Raw genomic sequence first — 20,350 nt, 5'->3', positions numbered from 1 at the left:
GCTAAACCCGGCATACATCTTACCCTAAAACCTTTTTCTTTATAAGCCTTATTGCAAGTCCTTTGATTTAACCTGAATGGTAACTAGCTAAACTAATTTTATTTATATTAACGAAAGTTGCGATTTCGTCTTTATTTAGAAATAAACAATAATTGAAACCGGACTTAATGATTAATAATACTTAACATTAATTTCACATGAGCAACGTTAATATAAAAAGGCAGGAGGTAATGACTCCAACTTACTGATAGTGTTTTATGTTCAGATAATGCCCGATGACCTTGTCATGCAGCTCCACCGATTTTGAGAACGACAGTGACTTCCGTCCCAGCCTTGCCAGATGTTGTCTCAGATTCAGGTTATGTCGCTCAATGCGCTGAGTGTAACGCTTGCTGATAACGTGCAGCTTTCCCTTCAGGCGTGATTCGTACAGCGACCAGCCATCCGTCATCCATACCACGACCTCAAAAGCCGACAGCAGGCTCAGAAGACGCTCCAGTGTGGCCAGAGTGCGTTCACCGAAGACGTGCGCCACAACCGTCCTCCGTATCCTGTCATACGCGTAAAACAGCCAGCGCTGACGTGATTTAGCACCGACGTAGCCCCACTGTTCGTCCATTTCAGCGCAGACAATCACATCACTGCCCGGTTGTATGCGCGAGGTTACCGACTGCGGCCTGAGTTTTTTAAGTGACGTAAAACCGTGTTGAGGCCAATGCCCATAATGCGTGCACTGGCGCGACATCCGACGCCATTCATGGCCATATCAATGATTTTCTGGTGCGTACCGGGCTGAGAGGCGGTGTAAGTGAACTGTAGTTGCCATGTTTTACGGCAATGAGAGCAGAGATAGCGCTGATGTCCGGCAGTGCTTTTGCCGTTACGCACCACGCCTTCAGTAGCGGAGCAGGAAGGACATCTGATGGAAATGGAAGCCACGCAAGCACCTTAAAATCACCATCATACACTAAATCAGTAAGTTGGCAGCATTACCAAGGCAGGAAAGCGAATAGCAGTGAGTTTCATTCAGCTTTTACGAAAAATCACTACAGTAAACTGTAGCACCGCCAGCGTAAGCCGCTCAATTCACGCCTTTTTTACAGCGTAAAATCCATATAAAAACACCTGTAATAGGACAAAACACTAGCAATCCCCCAAAATACACACAATAAAGTGATTAACCCCTTTAAAAATAGTTAAAAGATTCAGAGCAAACCGTCAGCAATGCACAAAATCTTCTTCTGCCAACGCTTCAAAATCGGGCGTTCGAGGAGTACATTGTTTCGTGCTGACTCCACGGCAGGACGTCGCAATAACAGTGAAAAGGTCAAAGATTCATGTCACCCATCGAAAAATCCAGCAAGTTAGATAACGTTTGTTATGACATTCGTGGCCCGGTTCTTAAAGAGGCAAAGCGCCTCGAAGAAGAAGGTAATAAAGTATTTAAGCTCAATATCGGCAACCCGGCGCCATTTGGTTTTGATGCACCGGATGAAATTCTGGTTGATGTGATTCGCAACCTGCCGACGGCGCAAGGCTACAGCGACTCCAAAGGTCTCTACTCTGCGCGTAAAGCCATCATGCAGCACTATCAGGCGCAGGGTATGCGCGATGTGACTGTAGAAGATATCTATATTGGTAACGGTGTTTCCGAGCTGATTGTCCAGGCGATGCAGGCCCTGCTGAACAGCGGTGACGAAATGCTGGTTCCGGCTCCGGACTACCCGCTCTGGACCGCAGCGGTCTCTCTCTCCAGCGGTAAAGCGGTGCACTACCTGTGTGACGAATCGGCTGACTGGTTCCCGGATCTGGATGATATTCGTGCCAAAATTACGCCGCGCACCCGCGGCATCGTCATCATCAACCCGAACAACCCCACCGGCGCCGTCTATTCCAAAGAGCTGCTGCTGGAGATCGTCGAGCTGGCCCGCCAGCATAACCTGATCATTTTCGCGGATGAGATCTACGACAAAATTCTGTATGACGCAGCGCAGCACCACTCTATTGCCGCGCTGGCGCCGGATCTGCTGACCGTTACCTTTAACGGCCTGTCAAAGACCTATCGTGTTGCGGGCTTCCGCCAGGGCTGGATGGTGCTGAACGGGCCGAAGAAACACGCCAGAGGCTATATCGAAGGGCTGGAGATGCTGGCCTCCATGCGTCTGTGTGCCAACGTCCCTGCGCAGCATGCGATCCAGACCGCGCTGGGTGGCTATCAGAGCATCAGCGAATTTATCGTGCCGGGCGGGCGTCTGTATGAGCAGCGTCAACGCGCGTGGGAGCTGATCAACGATATTCCGGGCGTCTCCTGCGTGAAGCCAAACGGCGCCCTCTATATGTTCCCGAAAATCGATATCAAACGCTTCAACATCTTTGACGATCAGAAGATGGTGCTCGACTTCCTGCTGCAGGAAAAAGTGTTGCTGGTACAGGGAACGGCATTTAACTGGCCGTGGCCGGACCATGTGCGTATCGTAACGCTGCCGCGTGAAGATGAGCTGGAAATGGCCATCACCCGGTTTGGACGCTTCCTCGGCGGATACCATCAGTAAACAACTCTCGGGCTGCCACTGGCAGCCCGATTTGCATCTCACCGCCCCTCCCCTCACAATGAAACCTGTCGCTGTGCAGATTTAAGGTAACTTATGAGTCAGAGTCATTTCTTCGCCCATCTTTCCCGACTGAAACTGATCAACCGCTGGCCGCTGATGCGCAATGTGCGCACCGAGAACGTTTCCGAACACAGCCTGCAGGTGGCGATGGTCGCTCACGCGCTGGCCGCCATCAAAAACCGTAAGTTCAATGGTCAGCTAAACGCCGAACGTATCGCACTGCTGGCGATGTACCACGATGCTTCAGAAGTGCTGACGGGCGATCTGCCCACGCCAGTGAAATACTTCAACTCGCAAATCGCCCAGGAGTACAAGGCGATTGAAAAAATCGCCCAGCAGAAGCTGGTCGACATGGTGCCGGACGAGCTTCGCGATATCTTTGCCCCGTTAATAGACGAGCAGAGCTACAGCGAAGAGGAGCATTTCATTGTGAAGCAGGCCGATGCGCTCTGCGCCTACCTGAAGTGTCTGGAAGAGCTCTCTGCCGGTAATCACGAGTTTTTACTGGCGAAAACGCGTCTGGAGAAGACGCTCGAAGCGCGCCGTAGCGAGGAGATGGACTACTTCATGGAGGTGTTTGTCCCGAGCTTCCAGCTCTCGCTGGATGAGATCAGTCAGGATTCACCGTTGTGAGTTATGCCCGGCGGCGCTTCGCTTACCGTGCCTACGGTTTCCAGGCAGCAAGCGTAGCGCCGCCGGGCAAAACTGTCAGAACGGGAACAACACCGGGATCATCACTACGCACACCACCATCACCAGGATCGTGAAGGGCACGCCGAGCTTCACGAAGTCGCTGAAGCTGTATCTTCCCGGCCCCAGCACCAGGGTGTTAACCGGTGACGACACCGGCGTCATAAACGCCGCGGAAGCGGCCATCGCCACCATCATGGCAAACGGATAAGGCGAGACTCCCATCGATTTCGCCATCGCCAGCGCAATAGGCGCCATCAGCACGGCAGTTGCGGTGTTTGAGATAAACAGCCCGATCGTGGCGCACATAACAAACAGGCACATCAGCATCATGTAAGGGCCATAGCCGCCACCCAACTCCATCAGACCTTTAACCACTAAATCGACCCCGCCGGTTTTTTGCAGCGCCAGCGCAAAGGGCATCATGCCGACGATCAAAATGATGCTCGGCCAGTGAATCGCTTTGTAAGCGCTTTCAGCGTCGATACAGCGGAATTTCCCCATCAGCAGACAGGCGATGATCGCCGCCACCGGATTAGGGATTTCGTCGGTCAGCATCAGAGCGACCATCAACACCAGACAAAAAATGGCGTGCGGTGCCTGGCTGTGGGCCGGGGAAGCATCGCTGACCTCAACAGGCAGGTTAAGCACCACAAAGTCTCGCCCTCTCTGCCCCAGCTGGGTAATCAGCTTCCAGTTACCCACGACCAGGAAGATGTCCCCCAGCTCCAGAGGCTCATCCACCACCGAGCCATCTATCGCCTCGCCGTCGCGCTTTAACCCCACCACGTTCAGACCGTACCGGGTACGAAAGCCGATTTCACGAATGGTTTTGCCGAGCAGCTCCGACTCAGGGATCAGCGAGACCTCGGCCATCCCCACATCCAGCGCCTGATCGGAGAAGTACTCCCCGCGCAGGACCATCGGCTCCAGCAGCTGCTCGCTGCAAAATTCGCGCAGATCGACCTCTGCCGAAGACATATCAATGAGTAACACATCCCGGGCGCGAAACTCCGATACACCATTTACGTTAACGATAACCCGACGAAAACGGCGCCAGCGCTCCACACCGATGACGTTGGCCCCGTAGCGTTCGCGGAGTTTCAAATCATCCAGACGTTGCCCAATCAGCGGTGAACCGGGGCGGATCGCCAGACGGCGCGCCCGCCCGGTAAGACGATACTCTTTGATCAGATCGCGAAACGTGCGGCGCTTCCAGCCGTCGCGGGTTTTATCCTGCTTTTCGCTTTTCAGGGCAAAGCGGGTTAACAGCATATAGACAATGCCTATCACCAGGACAACCAGCCCCAGCGGCGTCACGCTGAAGAAGTCGAAACCGTCCAGGCCTTCACGCAGCAGTTCACTATTCACCACCAGGTTCGGCGGAGTCGCCACCAGCGTCATCATGCCGCTGATAAGCCCGGCAAAACTCAGCGGCATCATCAGGCGCGACGGCGAAATCTGCATGCGCATGGAGACGCTCAACACCACCGGTATGAAGATAGCCACCACCCCGGTGGAGCTCATAAAGGCCCCGAGTCCAGCCACGGTGAGCATCAAAAAGACCAGCATTTTGGTCTCGCTGTTGCCCGCCACGCTCACCAGCCACGAGCCCATACTGGTTGCCACGCCGGTCCGCACCAGGCCGTCGCCGATAATAAACAGGGCGGCAATCAGAATCACGTTGGGATCGCTAAAGCCGGAAAAGGCTTCCGGGAGGGTTAAGGTGCCGCTCAGCACAAAAGCGACGATCACCAGCAGCGCCACGGCATCCATGCGGATTTTGCCGGTTGCAAAAAGAATAATGGCGATAAGAAGCAGGCTTAACACCCAGATAAGTTCACCGTTCACAACAGATCCTTGTCAGAAAAGAGTGCATCAGATAGTGCCATAAAAAAGCCCCAACAATGTGGGGCTAAATCATGTGATTACATTTTCCGGGTGACTGTTACATTCCCGTCGGGCTCACGGCTGACGGCGAGTGCCTCCAGCGTGGTGAGCACAAAATCCGCCTCATCCAGACGCGGCGAGTTAGCGGGGACATTGACGGCAATGACGTGGCTTCCGGCATTGAGGCCCGCCAGCACGCCGGCTGCGGCATCTTCTACCACCACACACTCTTCAGGCGCCAGCCCAAGCAGCTCCGCGCCCAGTAAGAAGGCATCGGGCTCTGGCTTGCCGCGCTTGACCCGCTCCGCGGTGATAAAGACTTCCGGCAGCGGCAGGCCTGCCGCTTTATGGCGGGCATGGGCCACAGGAACCGAACCGGAGGTGACGATAGCCCAGGGGATTGCCGCTTCATTCAGATGGGTGAGCAGCGCCTGTGCCCCCGGCAGCGCGGTGATACCGTCGGTATCGGTAGCCTCGACCTGCTCAAGCCAGGTGAACTCCGCCTGAATTTCCGCTTCACTTTTTCCCTGGAGAAAGTGCCGTAAAGAGGTTATGGCCTGTTTGCCATGGATAAAATTCAGTACGTCCTGATGGTCAATGCCATGCCTGTCGGCCCAACGGCACCAGGAGCGTTCTACAACCGGTAGCGAATCGACCAGCGTACCGTCCAGATCAAACAGAAAACCTTTACACTGCACATCTACCTCCGTCAGGCATTAATAATTTGTTGGATCTCGTTGCTGCTCAGGTGGTACTGGCGCGGGCAAGCGTGCCACACGCTGAGCATGCGCTGATATTTTTCCCACATCGGGGTCTGGGCATTAAAGCCATGGGTACCGGCATCGAAATGGGTATAGCGACCTTCGACATTGACCATAAAGCGGACATAGCTCAGGTAACGGGATTCGGTGGCCGCATCAAAACCCAGGAAGGTGACACGACGTTCATCGATGGTCTGGGCATCTTTCAGGTTGGTCCAGGAGACATGCAGGGCGTGGTACATCTCCATGATGTCGATGACCTGGCGGCAGGTCTCTTCTTTCAGTTCGCCAAAGTCGCGATCCAGCTCGCGCATTTGTAAACCAAAGCCACGTTCGACGATAGTCTGCAAGCGGCGATAGCGCTCTGCGTTGTCGGGATCAAGCATCGTCATCATTTTGTACTGATTGGACAAAATCAGACGTTGAGCGTGGGTCATTTCCATCTTTCGACTCCTGTTGCGCATGGCAGCTTTAAAAAAAGACACGGTAACGGTGGGTTACTGTGCCTTCTTTTGATCATCGTTTCGATGATCAATCACAAGTCATCAAGGAATGTTTTATCAAGTTGCTTAAATGCCCGCTTCAGCGTATCCGCCAGCGCCTGATAATCGGGTTTTCCCTCTACCGGCGCGAGCGCCTGACCGGCATCCTGCAATTTGCCGCGTACTTCATAGAACCAGGACAACACGGATGGCGGCAGCGGTGTGACCGAGCGTTTACCAAGCCACCACAGCCCCTGCATCGGCAGGCTCAGGGCAAACAGCGCGGTAGCAACGGCAGGGCCAAGCTGCCCGCCCAGCGCAATCTGCCAGCACAGGGTAAAGACCGCGAGAGGCGGCATCAGGCGAATAGCGTGACGAGTGGCGCGGATCACGCGGTTTTCAATAAAGACGGGCGCCAGACGCTTTTCCAGAGGCCACGTCTTTGCATAGTGCTGCCCCCGGCGAAAAAGGCTAAAAAAGCTCACGGATGGATGCTCGGGTGTCGACATGGCTTACCTCAACTTCACATATAAAGATTAAAAAAATCGTGCAAAACCACAACTGGTCATGACAACGTTCAAAAACTTTTGTCAGCGCTACCCAGTATCAGGTATCCTGTGCCGGCCTGCAAAGGCCTTAGACGAGGAACGTTCACTCGTCAAATTATCGCATATTATGCCATTGCCGGAAAAATGCGCAAAATGGCATAAAATCATATGTATTCTTTTCATGATGCCAGAATGTCCTTCCGGCATGATGTTAATCATAAATGTCAGCGATATCTTGCGCTACGATCCTGGACTCACTGACGTTTTTTTAGCCACGTATCAATAATAGGTACTTCCATGTCGAGTAAGTTAGTACTGGTTCTGAACTGCGGTAGCTCTTCCCTCAAATTCGCCATCATCGATGCGCTTAACGGTGAAGAGTACCTTTCTGGTTTGGCCGAATGTTTCCATCTTCCTGAAGCACGTCTGAAGTGGAAAATGGACGGCAGCAAACAGGAAGCGGCTTTAGGTGCAGGCGCCGCTCACAGCGAAGCGCTGAACTTTATCGTTAACACTATCCTGGCACAAAAACCGGAACTGTCCGCTCAGCTGACCGCAATCGGTCACCGTATTGTTCATGGTGGCGAGAAGTACACCAAATCTGTGGTCATCGATGACAGCGTTATTCAGGGCATCAAAGACTCAGCCTCTTTTGCACCGCTGCATAACCCGGCTCACCTGATCGGTATCGCTGAAGCACTGAAAGCCTTCCCGCAGCTGAAAGACAAGAACGTGGCCGTATTTGATACCGCGTTCCATCAGACCATGCCGGAAGAGTCTTACCTCTATGCCCTGCCGTACAAACTGTACAAAGAGCACGGCGTTCGTCGCTATGGCGCACACGGCACCAGCCACTTCTACGTCACGCAAGAAGCAGCAAAAATGCTGAACAAGCCGGTAGAAGAAGTGAACATCATCACTTGCCACCTGGGCAACGGCGGTTCTGTTTCTGCTATCCGTAACGGCAAATGTGTTGATACCTCTATGGGTCTGACCCCGCTGGAAGGCCTGGTCATGGGTACTCGCTCCGGTGATATCGACCCGGCGATCATCTTCCACCTGCACGATACCCTGGGTATGAGCGTAGAAGATATCAACAAGATGCTGACCAAAGAGTCTGGCCTGCTGGGTCTGACCGAAGTGACCAGCGACTGCCGTTACGTTGAAGACAACTACGCAGAGAAAGAAGACGCTAAACGTGCAATGGACGTTTACTGCCACCGTCTGGCCAAGTACATCGGTTCTTACACTGCACTGATGGACGGTCGTCTGGATGGCGTAGTCTTCACTGGTGGTATCGGTGAGAACGCGGCAATGGTGCGCGAGCTCTCCCTGGGCAAACTGGGCGTGCTGGGCTTTGATGTTGACCATGAACGTAACCTGGCCGCGCGCTTCGGTAAGTCTGGCTTCATCAACAAAGAAGGCACCACGCTTGCAATGGTTATCCCAACCAACGAAGAGCTGGTTATCGCGCAAGACGCGAGCCGTCTGACTGCCTGATTCCACACCGCCAGCAATGCTGGCGGTGCTGTTTTGAAGCCCGCCCGTTTTCGGCGGTAACGAAAGAGGATAAATCGTGTCCCGTACTATTATGCTGATCCCGACCGGAACCAGCGTAGGCCTGACCAGCGTCAGCCTCGGTGTGATCCGTGCGATGGAACGCAAAGGCGTTCGTCTGAGCGTGTTTAAGCCAATCGCTCAACCACGTGCTGGTGGCGACGCACCAGACCAGACCACCACAATTGTTCGTGCAAACTCTAACCTGCCAGCCGCTGAACCGCTGAAGATGAGCCACGTTGAGTCTCTGCTCTCCAGCAACCAGAAAGATGTGCTGATGGAAGAGATCATCGCTAACTACCACGCTAACGCCCAGGATGCGGAAGTGGTGCTGGTAGAAGGCCTGGTTCCGACGCGCAAGCATCAGTTTGCCCAGTCTCTGAACTTCGAAATCGCCAAGACGCTGAACGCGGAAATCGTGTTTGTGATGTCCCAGGGTACCGATACCCCGGAACAGCTGAAAGAGCGTATTGAGCTGACCCGCAGCAGCTTCGGCGGCGCAAAAAACAGCAACATCACCGGCGTGATTGTGAACAAACTGAACGCCCCGGTTGATGAGCAAGGCCGTACCCGCCCTGACCTGTCCGAAATTTTCGACGACTCCTCCAAAGCGAAAATCGTGAAAATCGATCCGGCTAAGCTGCAGGAATTCAGCCCGCTGCCAGTGCTGGGCGCGGTGCAGTGGAGCTTCGATCTGATTGCCACTCGTGCGATCGACATGGCGCGTCACCTGAACGCCACCATCGTGAACGAAGGCGATATCAATACCCGTCGCGTGAAGTCCGTCACCTTCTGTGCGCGTAGCATCCCGCACATGCTGGAGCACTTCCGTGCAGGTTCCCTGCTGGTGACCTCCGCTGACCGTCCTGACGTGCTGGTTGCAGCCTGTCTGGCCGCGATGAACGGCGTGGAAATCGGTGCGATCCTGCTGACCGGTGCCTATGAAATGGACCCACGCGTCAGCAAACTGTGCGAACGCGCATTTGCTACCGGCCTGCCGGTCTTCATGGTGAACACCAACACCTGGCAGACCTCCCTGAGCCTGCAGAGCTTCAACCTGGAAGTGCCGGCTGATGACCACCAGCGTATCGAGAAAGTGCAGGAATACGTTGCCGGTTGCATCAATCCTGACTGGATTGAATCCCTGACCGCGACCTCCGAGCGCAGCCGTCGTCTCTCTCCACCAGCCTTCCGTTACCAGCTGACCGAGCTGGCGCGTAAAGCGGGCAAACGCGTTGTTCTGCCTGAAGGCGACGAACCACGTACCGTTAAAGCCGCAGCTATCTGTGCCGAGCGTGGCATCGCGACCTGTGTGCTGCTGGGTAATCCGGATGAGATCACCCGCGTCGCGGCGTCCCAGGGCGTTGAGCTGGGTGCGGGTATCGAAATCGTGGATCCAGAAGTGGTGCGCGAAAGCTATGTTGCCCGTCTGGTTGAGCTGCGTAAGAGCAAGGGCATGACCGAAGCCGTTGCCCGCGAACAGCTGGAAGATAACGTGGTTCTCGGTACCCTGATGCTGGAGCAGGACGAAGTTGACGGTCTGGTTTCCGGGGCTGTTCACACCACTGCGAACACCATTCGTCCGCCGCTGCAGCTGATCAAAACTGCACCAGGCAGCTCTCTGGTCTCTTCCGTGTTCTTCATGCTGCTGCCGGAACAGGTTTACGTTTACGGTGACTGTGCGATCAACCCGGATCCAACCGCTGAACAGCTGGCAGAGATCGCGATTCAGTCCGCTGACTCCGCGATTGCCTTCGGTATCGAGCCGCGCGTTGCGATGCTCTCCTACTCCACCGGAAACTCTGGTGCAGGTAGCGACGTAGAGAAAGTACGTGAAGCCACCCGTCTGGCGCAGGAAAAACGCCCGGATCTGGTTATCGATGGCCCGCTGCAGTATGACGCCGCAGTAATGGCTGACGTTGCCAAATCCAAAGCGCCTAACTCGCCGGTTGCCGGTCGTGCTACCGTGTTCATCTTCCCGGATCTGAACACCGGTAACACCACTTACAAAGCGGTACAGCGTTCTGCCGACCTGATCTCCATCGGACCGATGCTGCAGGGTATGCGCAAGCCAGTGAACGACCTGTCTCGTGGCGCGCTGGTAGACGATATCGTCTACACCATCGCACTGACCGCGATCCAGGCTTCACAGCAGTAAGCTGCTGCCAAACGTAAAAAGGCGACCCCAGGGTCGCCTTTTTTATTATCGCATTTACGCTTCTTCTTGCTTAGCCGGTTCGTTGTTGGCGTTACGGCTCATCCACAGCGCCAGGGCTTTTAACGAATCAGGCGTGAAGTCATCGCAACGGGCAGTGATTTCCGCCGGGGTCATCCAGAACACTTCGCTGACCTCTTCTTCCTGCAGCGCAAACGGACCGTGGGAGACGCAGCTGAAGAGGCCTCCCCAGACGCGGCAGTGGCTGTCTTCAAAATAGAACTGACCGTGTTCGGCAAACGGCACACCGGCAATCCCCAGCTCCTCTTCCGCTTCACGGCGGGCGGAGTCAAGTAACAGCTCATCGGCCTGCACCACGCCGCCAGCCGTTGCATCGAGCATGCCGGGCATGAAATCTTTCGTTTCGGTACGGCGCTGCACCAGAATGTTGCCCATACCATCATGCACCACGATATAGGTTGCGCGATGGCGCAGGCGCTGCGCCCGCATCTGCTCGCGGCTCGCCTGGGCGATGACTTCATTGTCTTCGCTGACTATATCTACCCACTCAGTACTTGCCAAATGACTCTGCTCCACCATCGGGAAACCTTCTCTTTAAAGCGCTCTCACGGCGCGTTTACTGTTGAGGAGTAAGTTACGGATTAATCCTGGACTCTGCAATAACCTGGCTGTCATTCAGCGTCATAACGCACAAATGGCCCTCTTCCAGCATCCCATAGCTGGGTGGAAACCCGCCTTTAGGCAGGCTGACGGAGCCAGGGTTGAAATGAATAATGTCGCCCTTCTTCCCGGCTACCGGAATATGAGTATGACCATAAACCAGTACATCGCCAGCATTCAGCGCGGGCAGATTATCCGGACCAAACAGATGGCCGTGGGTGATAAAGAGACGGCAGTCCTCCAGCAAGATCTGCTGCCACGGGGCGGTGATGGGAAAGTCCAGTAACATCTGGTCGACTTCGCTGTCGCAGTTGCCCCGTACGGCGATAATGCGCGAGGCAAAAGCGTTAAGCCGCTCTGCAACCTCAGCAGGCGCATAGCCTTCAGGAAGCGGGTTGCGCGGGCCGTGATTCAGCACATCGCCGAGGATCACCAGCCATTGCGCCCCGCTCTGGTTAAACAGCGAAAGCACTTTTTCGGTCGCCGGTAGCGAGCCGTGAATGTCCGATGCAAACATCAGCTTCATCAGTGACTCCTTGTAGTGAAAAGCCGCCCCATCATACCTGAATCAGCAGGCCTTATCAGCCAGCCCGCTTCGCTGAAAGCGCCACATAACGCTGCACTGAGGCGCGCTGCCACTGGAAGCTGGCGTAATCCACCAGCTGCTGCGGCACGTCGTCACCATTGAGCACCAGGCGGTTAAGCATCAGCGCCAGATCGCTATCCGCAATGCACCACTCCCCGAATAAATTCTGGTTGCCGTGGGCCAGCAGCGAGGTGGCGGTATCAATCAGCTGGCTTGCCGTGCGCTGGGCAGTTTCGCTCAGGGCCGGTTTTTTCACCCCGGCAAACACTACATCGGTAGAACGTTCTTCACGGATGGGCATCAGATCGCTGCGCAGCCACGCCTGAATCTGGCGCGCGCGGGCGCGTTTTTGCAGATCGAGCGGATAGATCCGCTCCCATTCCGGCGGCGCAAAACACTCTTCCAGATATTCGGTAATCGCAGAGGATTCACTGAGTTCAAACCCATCCACCTCAAGCATCGGTACGCGACGGGTCAGCCCGTAGCCCTGCCACTGCGGCTGCCGGTTCTCCCCCCGGCTGAGGTCGATGGTCTTCAGGGCGAAGGGCAATCCCTTTTCGGCCAACGCGATGTACACGCTCATCACGTAGGGTGAGAAATAGTCGGCATCTGACCACAGGGTAATCGCAGGTTGGCTCATAACGTCCTCATAAGGTTTCAGGTGATGGAGAGATATCCAAAATATAACCTCCTGTCCCGGCTGTCACTTGATGAAAACTCACGATTTATCATCACCACCTATACTCAATTCTATGCAGAAAAAAGCGCTATGAAAGGAGTTGCGATGATTGACCTTTATTACGCCCCTACTCCCAACGGGCATAAGATCACTCTTTTTCTGGAAGAGGCCCAGCTGGACTACCGCATCCTGCCGGTCAATATCAGTAAAGGCGAACAGTTCCGCCCCGAGTTTCTCGCCATTTCCCCCAACAATAAAATTCCGGCGATTGTCGATCACGATCCGGAGGATGGCGGTACCCCGCTGAGCCTGTTTGAGTCCGGCGAAATATTGCTCTATCTGGCTGAAAAAACCGGCAAGCTGCTGAGTGGGGAATTACGCGAACGCCACGTCACGCTGCAGTGGCTCTTCTGGCAGGTTGGCGGCCTGGGGCCGATGATTGGTCAGAACTATCACTTTAACCATGCTGCGCCGCAGCCTATTGCCTATGCCATCGAACGTTTTCAGGTCGAAACGCAGCGTCTTTATAATGTGTTGAATAAGCGGCTGGAAAAATCGCCGTGGCTGGGGGGCGAACACTACAGCATCGCAGATATCGCCTGCTGGCCGTGGGTCAACACCCATGAAAACCATCGCGTCGATCTGGCGTTATGGCCTGCGGTGAACAACTGGTTTGAGCGTATCCGCACCCGCCCGGCAACCGAGCGTGCAATGCAAAAAGTGCAGCAGATATAAACGCTTTCCTCATGTATTATGGTGTCGATAATGACACGGAGGAAGCCTGCAATGTCCCAGCAAGACGCAATTATTCGTATTAAAAATTTACGCCTGCGCACCTTTATTGGAATCAAAGAAGAGGAGCGTGCTAATCGCCAGGATATCGTTATTAACGTGACGATCCACTATCCGGCAGACAAAGCCCGCGCCAGTGAAGACATTAATGATGCGCTGAACTATCGCACCATTACCAAGAGCATTATTCATCTGGTTGAGAATAACCGCTTCTCTTTGCTGGAAAAATTAACTCAGGATGTGCTGGATATCGCACGCGAACATCACTGGGTCACCTATGCTGAAGTCGAGATCGATAAACTTCACGCGCTGCGTTACGCCGACTCCGTCTCTATGACGTTAAGCTGGCAACGCTAAGCGCAACCCTGGAGGTTGTATGAAGATCCTGGTAACCGGCGGCACCGGCCTGATTGGCCGGCATTTGATCCCACGTTTGCAGGTATTGGGCCATGAGCTGACTGTGGTCACGCGTAGCCCTGAGAAGGCGCGCCAGCTACTCGGCTCCGGCATCGATATCTGGAAAGGGCTGACGGAGCACCAGGATCTTAACGGCTTTGATGCCATCATCAATCTTGCAGGCGAGCCCATCGCCGACAAGCGCTGGACAAAAGAGCATAAACAGCGTCTGTGCAACAGTCGCTGGAATATCACCCAGCGGCTGGTCGATATGGTTAAGGCCAGCGACACGCCGCCCTCGGTGTTTATCTCCGGTTCGGCTTCAGGTTATTACGGCGATTTAGGCGAAGTGGTGGTGACCGAAGAGGAGCCGCCGCACAATGAATTTACCCATAAACTGTGCGCCCGCTGGGAGCAGATTGCCTGCGGCGCGCAGAGCGAAAAGACCCGCGTGTGCCTGTTGCGCACCGGCGTGGTGCTGGCCCCCAAAGGGGGGATTCTCGGCAAGATGCTGCCGGTATTTAAGCTGGGTCTTGGCGGCCCGGTCGGTAATGGGCGTCAGTACCTGGCGTGGATCCATATCGACGATATGGTCAACGGCATTCTCTGGCTGCTGGATAACGATCTGCGCGGCCCGTTCAATATGGTCTCCCCCTACCCGGTGCGTAACGAGCAGTTTGCCCATGCGCTGGGCCATGCGGTGCATCGCCCTGCCGTAGTTCGCGCGCCCGCCACCGCTATCCGCCTGCTGATGGGGGAATCCTCCGTGCTGGTGCTGGGCGGCCAGCGTGCGCTGCCGAAGCGCCTGGAAGCCTCCGGCTTTGCTTTCAGGTGGTACGACTTAGAAGAGGCCCTGGGAGATGTGGTAGGTTAAATTTACGCTGTCAGCCGTGTTAATTTGTTACGTCCGCTCCCTGTTCAAGGCGCTTCGATGGCAACAATTACTACTTCCCGGCTGACGCTCTCCCCTTTTGAGCCCGCTGACTGGCCCTTTTTCCATACCCTGCGTGAATCCCCGGAGATTATGCGCTATATGGCCACGATCGCTCCGGAAAAAGAGACCCGACGCCTGTTTGCCGCCCGTCTTACCGCCCCGCACACCTTTGTGATCCGCGCCCATGATGATGCCACCCCGCTGGGGGATATTGGTCTGCAGATCAGCGCCCGCTACCCTGAAGAGGCCGATATTGGCTACACCGTGATTGCCGCCGCCCAGGGCCGGGGAATTGCCAGCGAGGCGCTGCGCGCCGTGTGTGAATACGCATTTATCCGGGTGGGCGTCAGGGCGGTTAATGCCTGGGTACTGGCGGATAATGGCGGGTCGGTGCGGGTGTTAGAGAAAGCGGGTTTTGTGCGCACCCAGGTACTGGAAAAAGCGTATGAGATTAATGGGGCGCGGTATGACGACTGGGTGTACCGACTGGAGGTGAGTGCGGCCTGAATGCCGGGCGGCACTGTGTTTGCCCGGCCTACACACTCTGTTGGCCGGGCAAAAAACTACTTTAAAGACCCTTTCAGGAACTGCTGCAGACGCGGGCTCTTCGGGTTACCTAATACCTCATCCGGATGCCCCTGCTCTTCGATTACGCCCTGATGGAGGAAAATCACGTGGTTGGAGACGTTACGGGCAAAGCCCATCTCGTGGGTCACCACCACCATGGTTTTCCCCTCTTCGGCGAGCTGCTGCATGATGCGCAGCACTTCGCCCACCAGCTCGGGATCGAGCGCGGAGGTGGGTTCGTCAAACAGCAATACTTCAGGCTCCATCGCCAGCGCACGGGCGATAGAGACACGCTGCTGCTGACCGCCGGAGAGATGCACCGGGTATTTCATCTGCTGACGTTCGTCGATACCCACTTTCGCCAGGTATTTCTCCGCGCGGGTACGGGCTTCCTGCTTGCTTAAGCCCAGCACCTGCACCGGCGCTTCCATGACGTTCTCCAGCACCGTCATGTGGCTCCAGAGGTTAAAGTGCTGGAACACCATCGTCAGACGAGTACGCAACATCCGCAGCTGATGTTTATCCGCCACCTTCAGCTGACCGTCTTTGTCCTGCACCAGGTTGATGTTCTCACCGCTGACCACAATCGAGCCGGCACTCGGCTTTTCAAGAAAGTTAATGCAGCTCAGGAAGGTACTTTTACCCGATCCTGAGGAGCCGATAATACTGATCACATCGCCCGCATTCGCCTGCAGCGACACCCCTTTCAGCACTTCATGTTCGCCGTAGCGTTTGTGCAAATCGATAACGTTTAATTTGTTCTCAGCCATCTTCATTCTCAGTGCGTCGAAGGTTTGACATGCTGCAACCAGCGTTTTTCCGCTTTGCGGAACAGGCTAATCAGGACATAAGAGATGATTAAATAGAGCACTGCTGCGATCCCGAAGGCGGTAAACGGCTGATAGGTCGCCGAGTTAATATCACGGGCAATCTTCAGCAGATCCGGCACGGTAGCGGTAAAGGCCAGCGCGGTGGAGTGCAGCATTAAAATCACTTCGTTGCTGTAGGCAGGCAGCGCAATACGCAGCGCCGACGGCAGAATAATGCAGCGATAGAGCTTCACGGAGGAGAAGCCATACGCCCGCGCCGCCTCAATTTCACCGTGCGGCACAGAGCGGATCGCGCCGGCAAAGATCTCGGTGGTGTAGGCGCAGGTGTTCAGCGTTAACGCCAGCACAGTACAGTTCAGCCCGCTACGGAAGAACGCGTTCAGCATCTCGGTGCCTTTGACGATTTCCAGCGTGTACATTCCGGAGTAGAAGACCAGCAGCTGCACATAGAGCGGCGTACCGCGGAACACGTAGGTAAACAGCCAGATAGGGAAGCGGATGTAGTTATTGCTGGAGACGCGGCCAATGGCGAGGAAAATCGCCAGGATCCCGCCCATCACCACAGAAGAAATCAGCAGCCAGAGGGTGATCGCCACACCGGTAAAGCGGTATCCGTCGGTCCACAGCAGGGATTTCCAGTATTCCTGAATAATTTCGATCACAGGTCAGCCCTCTTCACACCCACGGAATAGCGACGTTCGAGCAGCAGCAGCACGCCATTGGAGACGGTGGTAAACACCAGATAAATCACCCCGCAGACAATCGCGAAGTAGAACGGCTCCCAGGTGCTTTTGCCTGCCAGCTGCGTGGCTTTTACCACATCTTCCAGCCCCAGTAAGGAGACCAGCGCTGTCGCTTTGAGGATAACCTGCCAGTTGTTGCCAATCCCCGGCAGCGCAAAGCGCATCATGGCCGGAAACATAATGCGGCGAAACGTCTGTGAGGAGGTAAACCCGAAGGCCGTAGCGGCTTCGATATGCCCTTTCGGCACCGCGAGATAGGCCCCGCGGAAGGTTTCGGTAAAATAGGCACCGTAGATAAAGCCCAGGGTGATGATACCGGCCACCATCGGATCGATATCAATCTGCGCCATGCCGATGGCATCCGTAATGCCGTTAAGGGCGATTTGCAGACCGTAGAAGATCAGCAGCATCAGCACCAGGTCAGGCACCCCGCGGATCAGGGTGGTATAGCCCTCAAACAGCAGCGCCATCGCCCGATTTGCAGAGAGCTTCGCGCCCGCGCCTGCAAGGCCTATTAACACGGCCAGCACCACCGAACTGAGGGCCAGTTCAAGGGTGACCAATGCGCCTTGTAAAATTACGCCAGAAAATCCGTACAGCATACCGCCTGCCCTGTCGTGAGTGGTGTAGCCGTGTCTTTTCCCCTCCCGGGACGGGAGGGGCCGCACGTTATTAAGTGGAGGGATTAACCACCGTAGACATCAAAGTCGAAGTATTTCTTCGCCAGTTTTTCGTAAGTGCCGTCGGCGCGCATCTCGGCAAAGGCTTTGTTCAGCGCTTCACGCAGTTCGTTATCCTCTTTACGCAGCCCCATACCGGTGCCTACGCCGAAGAGTTTCTCGTCCTTGATGGACGGCCCGCCGAACTTGTAATCTTTACCAACCGGCTGTTTCAGGAAGCCTTCGCTGGCAGCCACTTCATCCTGGAAGGCGGCGTCAATACGGCCCGCAGTCAGGTCAGCGTAGATATTCTCCTGGCCCTGGTAAGAGACGATTTCAATCCCTTTTGGTGCCCAGTGCTCGTTGCCGAAGGTCTCCTGAGTGGTGCCCTGCAGCACGCCCACACGTTTACCTTTCAGTGATTCGAGAGTTGGCTGAATATCGGAAGATTTCGCTACCACCAGACGCGAGTCCGCTGCATAAAGCTTGTCGGTGAAGGCAATCTCCTGCTGGCGTTTTTCGGTGATAGAGAGGGAAGACATAATGGCGTCGATTTTTTTCGCTTTCAGCGAAGGGATCAGCGCATCCAGTGGGTTTTCAACGAAGGTACACTCTGTTTTGATACGTTTGCACAGCTCTTTAGCCAAATCGATATCAAATCCTACCAGTTCACCCTGCGCATTCTTCGATTCGAAGGGAGCATAAGTCGGGTCAGTACCAATACGAACTTTTTGCGGAATTGCTGCAAATGCCGCGGTAGCGCTGGAAAAGGCCAGAGCCAGAGAAAGTGACAAAACCAGTTTTTTCATATCTATCCTCAACAGACTGTCTTCTTACGGGATTTTAACGTCGACAGGGTGCCTTTAATGTGCCACTAATCGCCGCGGCAAGGCAAAAGATTATGCCCGGCAGGCGCGAAAAAGTGCATTGCGAGTGCTTAACTATTCACTTTATAACCAACGCGGCGCACGATTTGCACCATCCTGGTTCGCAAAGGCCATTGTCGCACCATAACGGGGAGCCATTATGGTGCGCACCCGTCAGTTCCGGTTAATCGCCGTAAACATTGAAGTCGAAGTATTTCTTCGCCAGTTTGTCGTAGGTACCGTCTTTACGCAGTTCATTAAAAGCTTTGTCAAAGGCCGCTTTCAGCTCGGCATCGTCTTTACGCAGGCCGATCCCGGTGCCGTCGCCGAAATATTTTTTGTCTTTAACGGACGGGCCAGCAAAGGCAAACTCTTTACCTGCCGGTTGTTTCAGGAAGCCTTCGCTCGCGGCGACTTCATCCTGGAAAGCTGCATCCAGACGCCCTGCCGCCAGATCGGAATAGATCAGATCCTGGTTCTGGTACGCCACCACGTCCACGCCCTTCTCACGCCAGTTGGCGTTCGCATAGCCTTCCTGCGTTGAGCCCTGCAGCACGCCAACATGCTTGCCTTTCAGCGAGTCAATGGTTGGCTGGACTGGGGAGCCTTTCGCCGCAATCAGACGTGAATCTGCCGCGTAGAGCTTCTCAGAGAAGGCGATCTCCTGCTGACGTTTTTCGGTAATCGAGAGCGAGGAGATGATCGCGTCAATCTTCTTGGCTTTCAGAGACGGGATCAGCGCGTCAAAGTCGCTGCCCACCCAGGTACATTTCACGGACATGCGTTTGCACATCTCATTTCCCAGGTCGATATCAAACCCAACGAAATCCCCCTTCGCATCTTTCGATGAGAACGGGGCATAGGTTGCGTCTGTACCGATACGTACGTTCTGTGGGAGCGCCGCAAAGCTGCTTGCCGCAGCGCTTAATCCCACCAGCAAAGACAGAGCCAGAACCGTCTTCTTCATACATTACCCTCAAGTGTCGTGATTTTCTTATGTAATAGATTGTGTTGTGTGTTGTTGCAGGCAATCTCTTGCAGGTCTTATGCCACATTGCACATAACGCAAAATTACGGCGTTAAATATGTTAATGAAAGGTTGCAGGATTGCCTTAATGGTGAAAGATAGCAGGTCTGCCAAACGAACCGCAGTGCCTGGAAAGGAAAAAAGGAATTAAATGTTGAGGATATGATCGCTGTTGCAGAATTGCCCTGAAACAGGGCACGTTGCGGTGAGCTGCACTCTGGCAGAACAGCTTGACCGTCAGGCGCCCTGCCAGCGGGTAAAGAGATCGTCCGGCAGGTCAATGTCGAACTGATCGAGCACCCGGTTCACGGTCTGATTAATCACATCATCCAGGCTTTGCGGACGGTGATAAAACGCCGGCACCGGCGGCATGATCACCGCCCCCAGTTCAGCGGCCTGGGTCATCAGGCGCAGATGGCCCAGATGCAGCGGGGTTTCGCGCACGCACAATACCAGCGGACGACGCTCTTTTAATATCACATCGGCCGCGCGGGTCACCAGCGTATCGGTATAGCTGTTGACGATGCCGGAAAGGGTTTTGATGGAACAGGGCAGGATCACCATGCCCGCCGTTTTAAACGACCCGGAGGAGATGCTGGCGGCGATATCGCGGGCATCATGCACCACATCGGCCAATGCCTGAACGTCGCGCAGGGAGTAATCGGTTTCGAGAGAGAGGGTCTGACGCGCAGCCTGGCTCATTACCAGATGGGTTTCAACCTCGGCGACGTCGCGCAATACCTGCAACAAACGGACACCGTAAATCGCGCCGCTGGCCCCTGAGATCCCTACAATTAATCGTTTCATGATGTTCGCCCTTGCTGTTACAGGGCTGACTGTGCAGGATTTTGGCGGGAGTTGCAAGCGAGGGCAGATGCCCTCGCCTGCGATAGTG

The 20,350-nt window shown here is 54.9% G+C and carries 22 protein-coding genes; 8 read left to right on the top strand and 14 right to left on the bottom strand.

Annotated features, from left to right (window positions below; all coding sequences use genetic code 11):
* Positions 1-241 precede the first annotated feature (241 nt).
* Positions 242-939 (bottom strand): IS1 family transposase gene (locus DVA44_RS06950; protein ID WP_246843603.1). Its coding sequence is split into 2 segments (ribosomal slippage): positions 242-690 and positions 690-939, totalling 699 coding nucleotides; the frame shifts between segments, so codons are not numbered across the junction.
* A gap of 398 nt (positions 940-1,337) precedes the next feature.
* Here DVA44_RS06950 and DVA44_RS06945 point away from each other — a divergent pair.
* Both DVA44_RS06945 and yfbR read left to right on the top strand, forming a co-directional pair.
* The gene (locus tag DVA44_RS06945) at positions 1,338-2,552 is read left to right on the top strand and encodes a pyridoxal phosphate-dependent aminotransferase (protein ID WP_114386047.1); all 1,215 of its coding nucleotides are present in this window, start codon (positions 1,338-1,340) and stop codon (positions 2,550-2,552) included.
* 93 nt (positions 2,553-2,645) lie between these two features.
* A complete protein-coding gene (gene yfbR / locus DVA44_RS06940) occupies positions 2,646-3,245 on the top strand; it encodes a 5'-deoxynucleotidase (RefSeq protein WP_103180476.1) in 600 nt (199 codons plus the stop codon).
* Positions 3,246-3,320: 75 nt separating this feature from the next.
* On the opposite strand, the gene DVA44_RS06935 is transcribed toward yfbR, so the two are convergent.
* The 4 genes from DVA44_RS06935 to yfbV all read right to left on the bottom strand — a co-directional run bounded on the left by DVA44_RS06935 (position 3,321) and on the right by yfbV (position 6,944).
* Complete coding sequence (locus DVA44_RS06935) at positions 3,321-5,153, bottom strand: SLC13 family permease (RefSeq protein WP_114386046.1); 1,833 nt, start codon at positions 5,151-5,153, stop codon at positions 3,321-3,323.
* 77 nt (positions 5,154-5,230) lie between these two features.
* Entirely contained in the window at positions 5,231-5,890 is a 660-nt protein-coding gene (locus DVA44_RS06930) for a sugar phosphatase (RefSeq protein WP_114386045.1), read from the bottom strand.
* A gap of 11 nt (positions 5,891-5,901) precedes the next feature.
* Positions 5,902-6,396: a YfbU family protein gene (locus DVA44_RS06925; RefSeq protein ID WP_103825151.1), complete on the bottom strand. Its 495-nt coding sequence runs from the start codon at positions 6,394-6,396 to the stop codon at positions 5,902-5,904.
* Positions 6,397-6,488: 92 nt separating this feature from the next.
* Positions 6,489-6,944, bottom strand: a complete 456-nt coding sequence (yfbV, locus tag DVA44_RS06920) for a terminus macrodomain insulation protein YfbV (protein ID WP_103825152.1) — start codon at positions 6,942-6,944, stop codon at positions 6,489-6,491.
* A gap of 336 nt (positions 6,945-7,280) precedes the next feature.
* Here yfbV and ackA point away from each other — a divergent pair, with 336 nt between their 5' ends.
* Together ackA and pta are read left to right on the top strand one after the other, a co-directional pair.
* Complete coding sequence (ackA, locus tag DVA44_RS06915) at positions 7,281-8,483, top strand: acetate kinase (RefSeq protein WP_114386044.1); 1,203 nt, start codon at positions 7,281-7,283, stop codon at positions 8,481-8,483.
* 76 nt (positions 8,484-8,559) lie between these two features.
* The gene (gene pta / locus DVA44_RS06910) at positions 8,560-10,698 is read left to right on the top strand and encodes a phosphate acetyltransferase (RefSeq protein WP_103180485.1); all 2,139 of its coding nucleotides are present in this window, start codon (positions 8,560-8,562) and stop codon (positions 10,696-10,698) included.
* 54 nt (positions 10,699-10,752) lie between these two features.
* Here the strand turns inward: pta and yfcD are convergent, their stop codons facing one another.
* Genes yfcD through yfcF form a run of 3 tightly spaced genes read right to left on the bottom strand, consistent with a single transcriptional unit; the run spans position 10,753 to position 12,602 of the window.
* Complete coding sequence (yfcD, locus tag DVA44_RS06905; protein ID WP_103825155.1) at positions 10,753-11,295, bottom strand: NUDIX hydrolase YfcD; 543 nt, start codon at positions 11,293-11,295, stop codon at positions 10,753-10,755.
* A 55-nt stretch (positions 11,296-11,350) separates the two neighbouring features.
* A complete protein-coding gene (yfcE, locus tag DVA44_RS06900) occupies positions 11,351-11,902 on the bottom strand; it encodes a phosphodiesterase (protein ID WP_139157087.1) in 552 nt (183 codons plus the stop codon).
* A 55-nt stretch (positions 11,903-11,957) separates the two neighbouring features.
* Entirely contained in the window at positions 11,958-12,602 is a 645-nt protein-coding gene (gene yfcF, locus DVA44_RS06895) for a glutathione transferase (protein WP_114386043.1), read from the bottom strand.
* Between the two features lie 144 nt (positions 12,603-12,746).
* On the opposite strand from yfcF, the gene yfcG reads away from it, so the two are divergent.
* The 4 genes from yfcG to DVA44_RS06875 are packed head-to-tail and all read left to right on the top strand — an operon-like array spanning position 12,747 to position 15,270.
* Positions 12,747-13,376, top strand: a complete 630-nt coding sequence (gene yfcG, locus DVA44_RS06890) for a GSH-dependent disulfide bond oxidoreductase (protein ID WP_114388378.1) — start codon at positions 12,747-12,749, stop codon at positions 13,374-13,376.
* Between the two features lie 51 nt (positions 13,377-13,427).
* Complete coding sequence (folX, locus tag DVA44_RS06885) at positions 13,428-13,790, top strand: dihydroneopterin triphosphate 2'-epimerase (RefSeq protein ID WP_103180493.1); 363 nt, start codon at positions 13,428-13,430, stop codon at positions 13,788-13,790.
* A 19-nt stretch (positions 13,791-13,809) separates the two neighbouring features.
* On the top strand, positions 13,810-14,703 hold the full coding sequence (locus tag DVA44_RS06880) for a TIGR01777 family oxidoreductase (RefSeq protein WP_114386042.1): 894 nt from the start codon (positions 13,810-13,812) through the stop codon (positions 14,701-14,703).
* A gap of 57 nt (positions 14,704-14,760) precedes the next feature.
* Entirely contained in the window at positions 14,761-15,270 is a 510-nt protein-coding gene (locus DVA44_RS06875) for a GNAT family N-acetyltransferase (RefSeq protein ID WP_114386041.1), read from the top strand.
* A gap of 56 nt (positions 15,271-15,326) precedes the next feature.
* Here DVA44_RS06875 and hisP read toward each other — a convergent pair whose 3' ends face one another.
* The 6 genes from hisP to DVA44_RS06845 form a co-directional block, all read right to left on the bottom strand.
* On the bottom strand, positions 15,327-16,100 hold the full coding sequence (hisP, locus tag DVA44_RS06870) for a histidine ABC transporter ATP-binding protein HisP (protein WP_114388377.1): 774 nt from the start codon (positions 16,098-16,100) through the stop codon (positions 15,327-15,329).
* A gap of 8 nt (positions 16,101-16,108) precedes the next feature.
* Entirely contained in the window at positions 16,109-16,822 is a 714-nt protein-coding gene (locus DVA44_RS06865) for an ABC transporter permease (protein ID WP_103825161.1), read from the bottom strand.
* A complete protein-coding gene (locus tag DVA44_RS06860) occupies positions 16,819-17,505 on the bottom strand; it encodes a histidine ABC transporter permease HisQ (protein ID WP_103180501.1) in 687 nt (228 codons plus the stop codon). The genes DVA44_RS06865 and DVA44_RS06860 overlap by 4 nt, the downstream gene beginning before the upstream one ends.
* A gap of 83 nt (positions 17,506-17,588) precedes the next feature.
* Entirely contained in the window at positions 17,589-18,371 is a 783-nt protein-coding gene (gene hisJ / locus DVA44_RS06855) for a histidine ABC transporter substrate-binding protein HisJ (protein ID WP_032612831.1), read from the bottom strand.
* A 241-nt stretch (positions 18,372-18,612) separates the two neighbouring features.
* On the bottom strand, positions 18,613-19,395 hold the full coding sequence (argT, locus tag DVA44_RS06850) for a lysine/arginine/ornithine ABC transporter substrate-binding protein ArgT (RefSeq protein WP_114386040.1): 783 nt from the start codon (positions 19,393-19,395) through the stop codon (positions 18,613-18,615).
* Between the two features lie 297 nt (positions 19,396-19,692).
* Positions 19,693-20,262 (bottom strand): UbiX family flavin prenyltransferase, encoded by a 570-nt coding sequence (locus DVA44_RS06845; protein WP_103825163.1) that lies wholly within the window; start codon positions 20,260-20,262, stop codon positions 19,693-19,695.
* Between the last annotated feature and the right edge of the window lie 88 nt (positions 20,263-20,350).

It is taken from the genome of Leclercia sp. W17 (genome assembly GCF_003336325.1).
GTDB lineage: Bacteria > Pseudomonadota > Gammaproteobacteria > Enterobacterales > Enterobacteriaceae > Enterobacter.
This window is presented reverse-complemented; position numbering and strand designations above follow the sequence as displayed.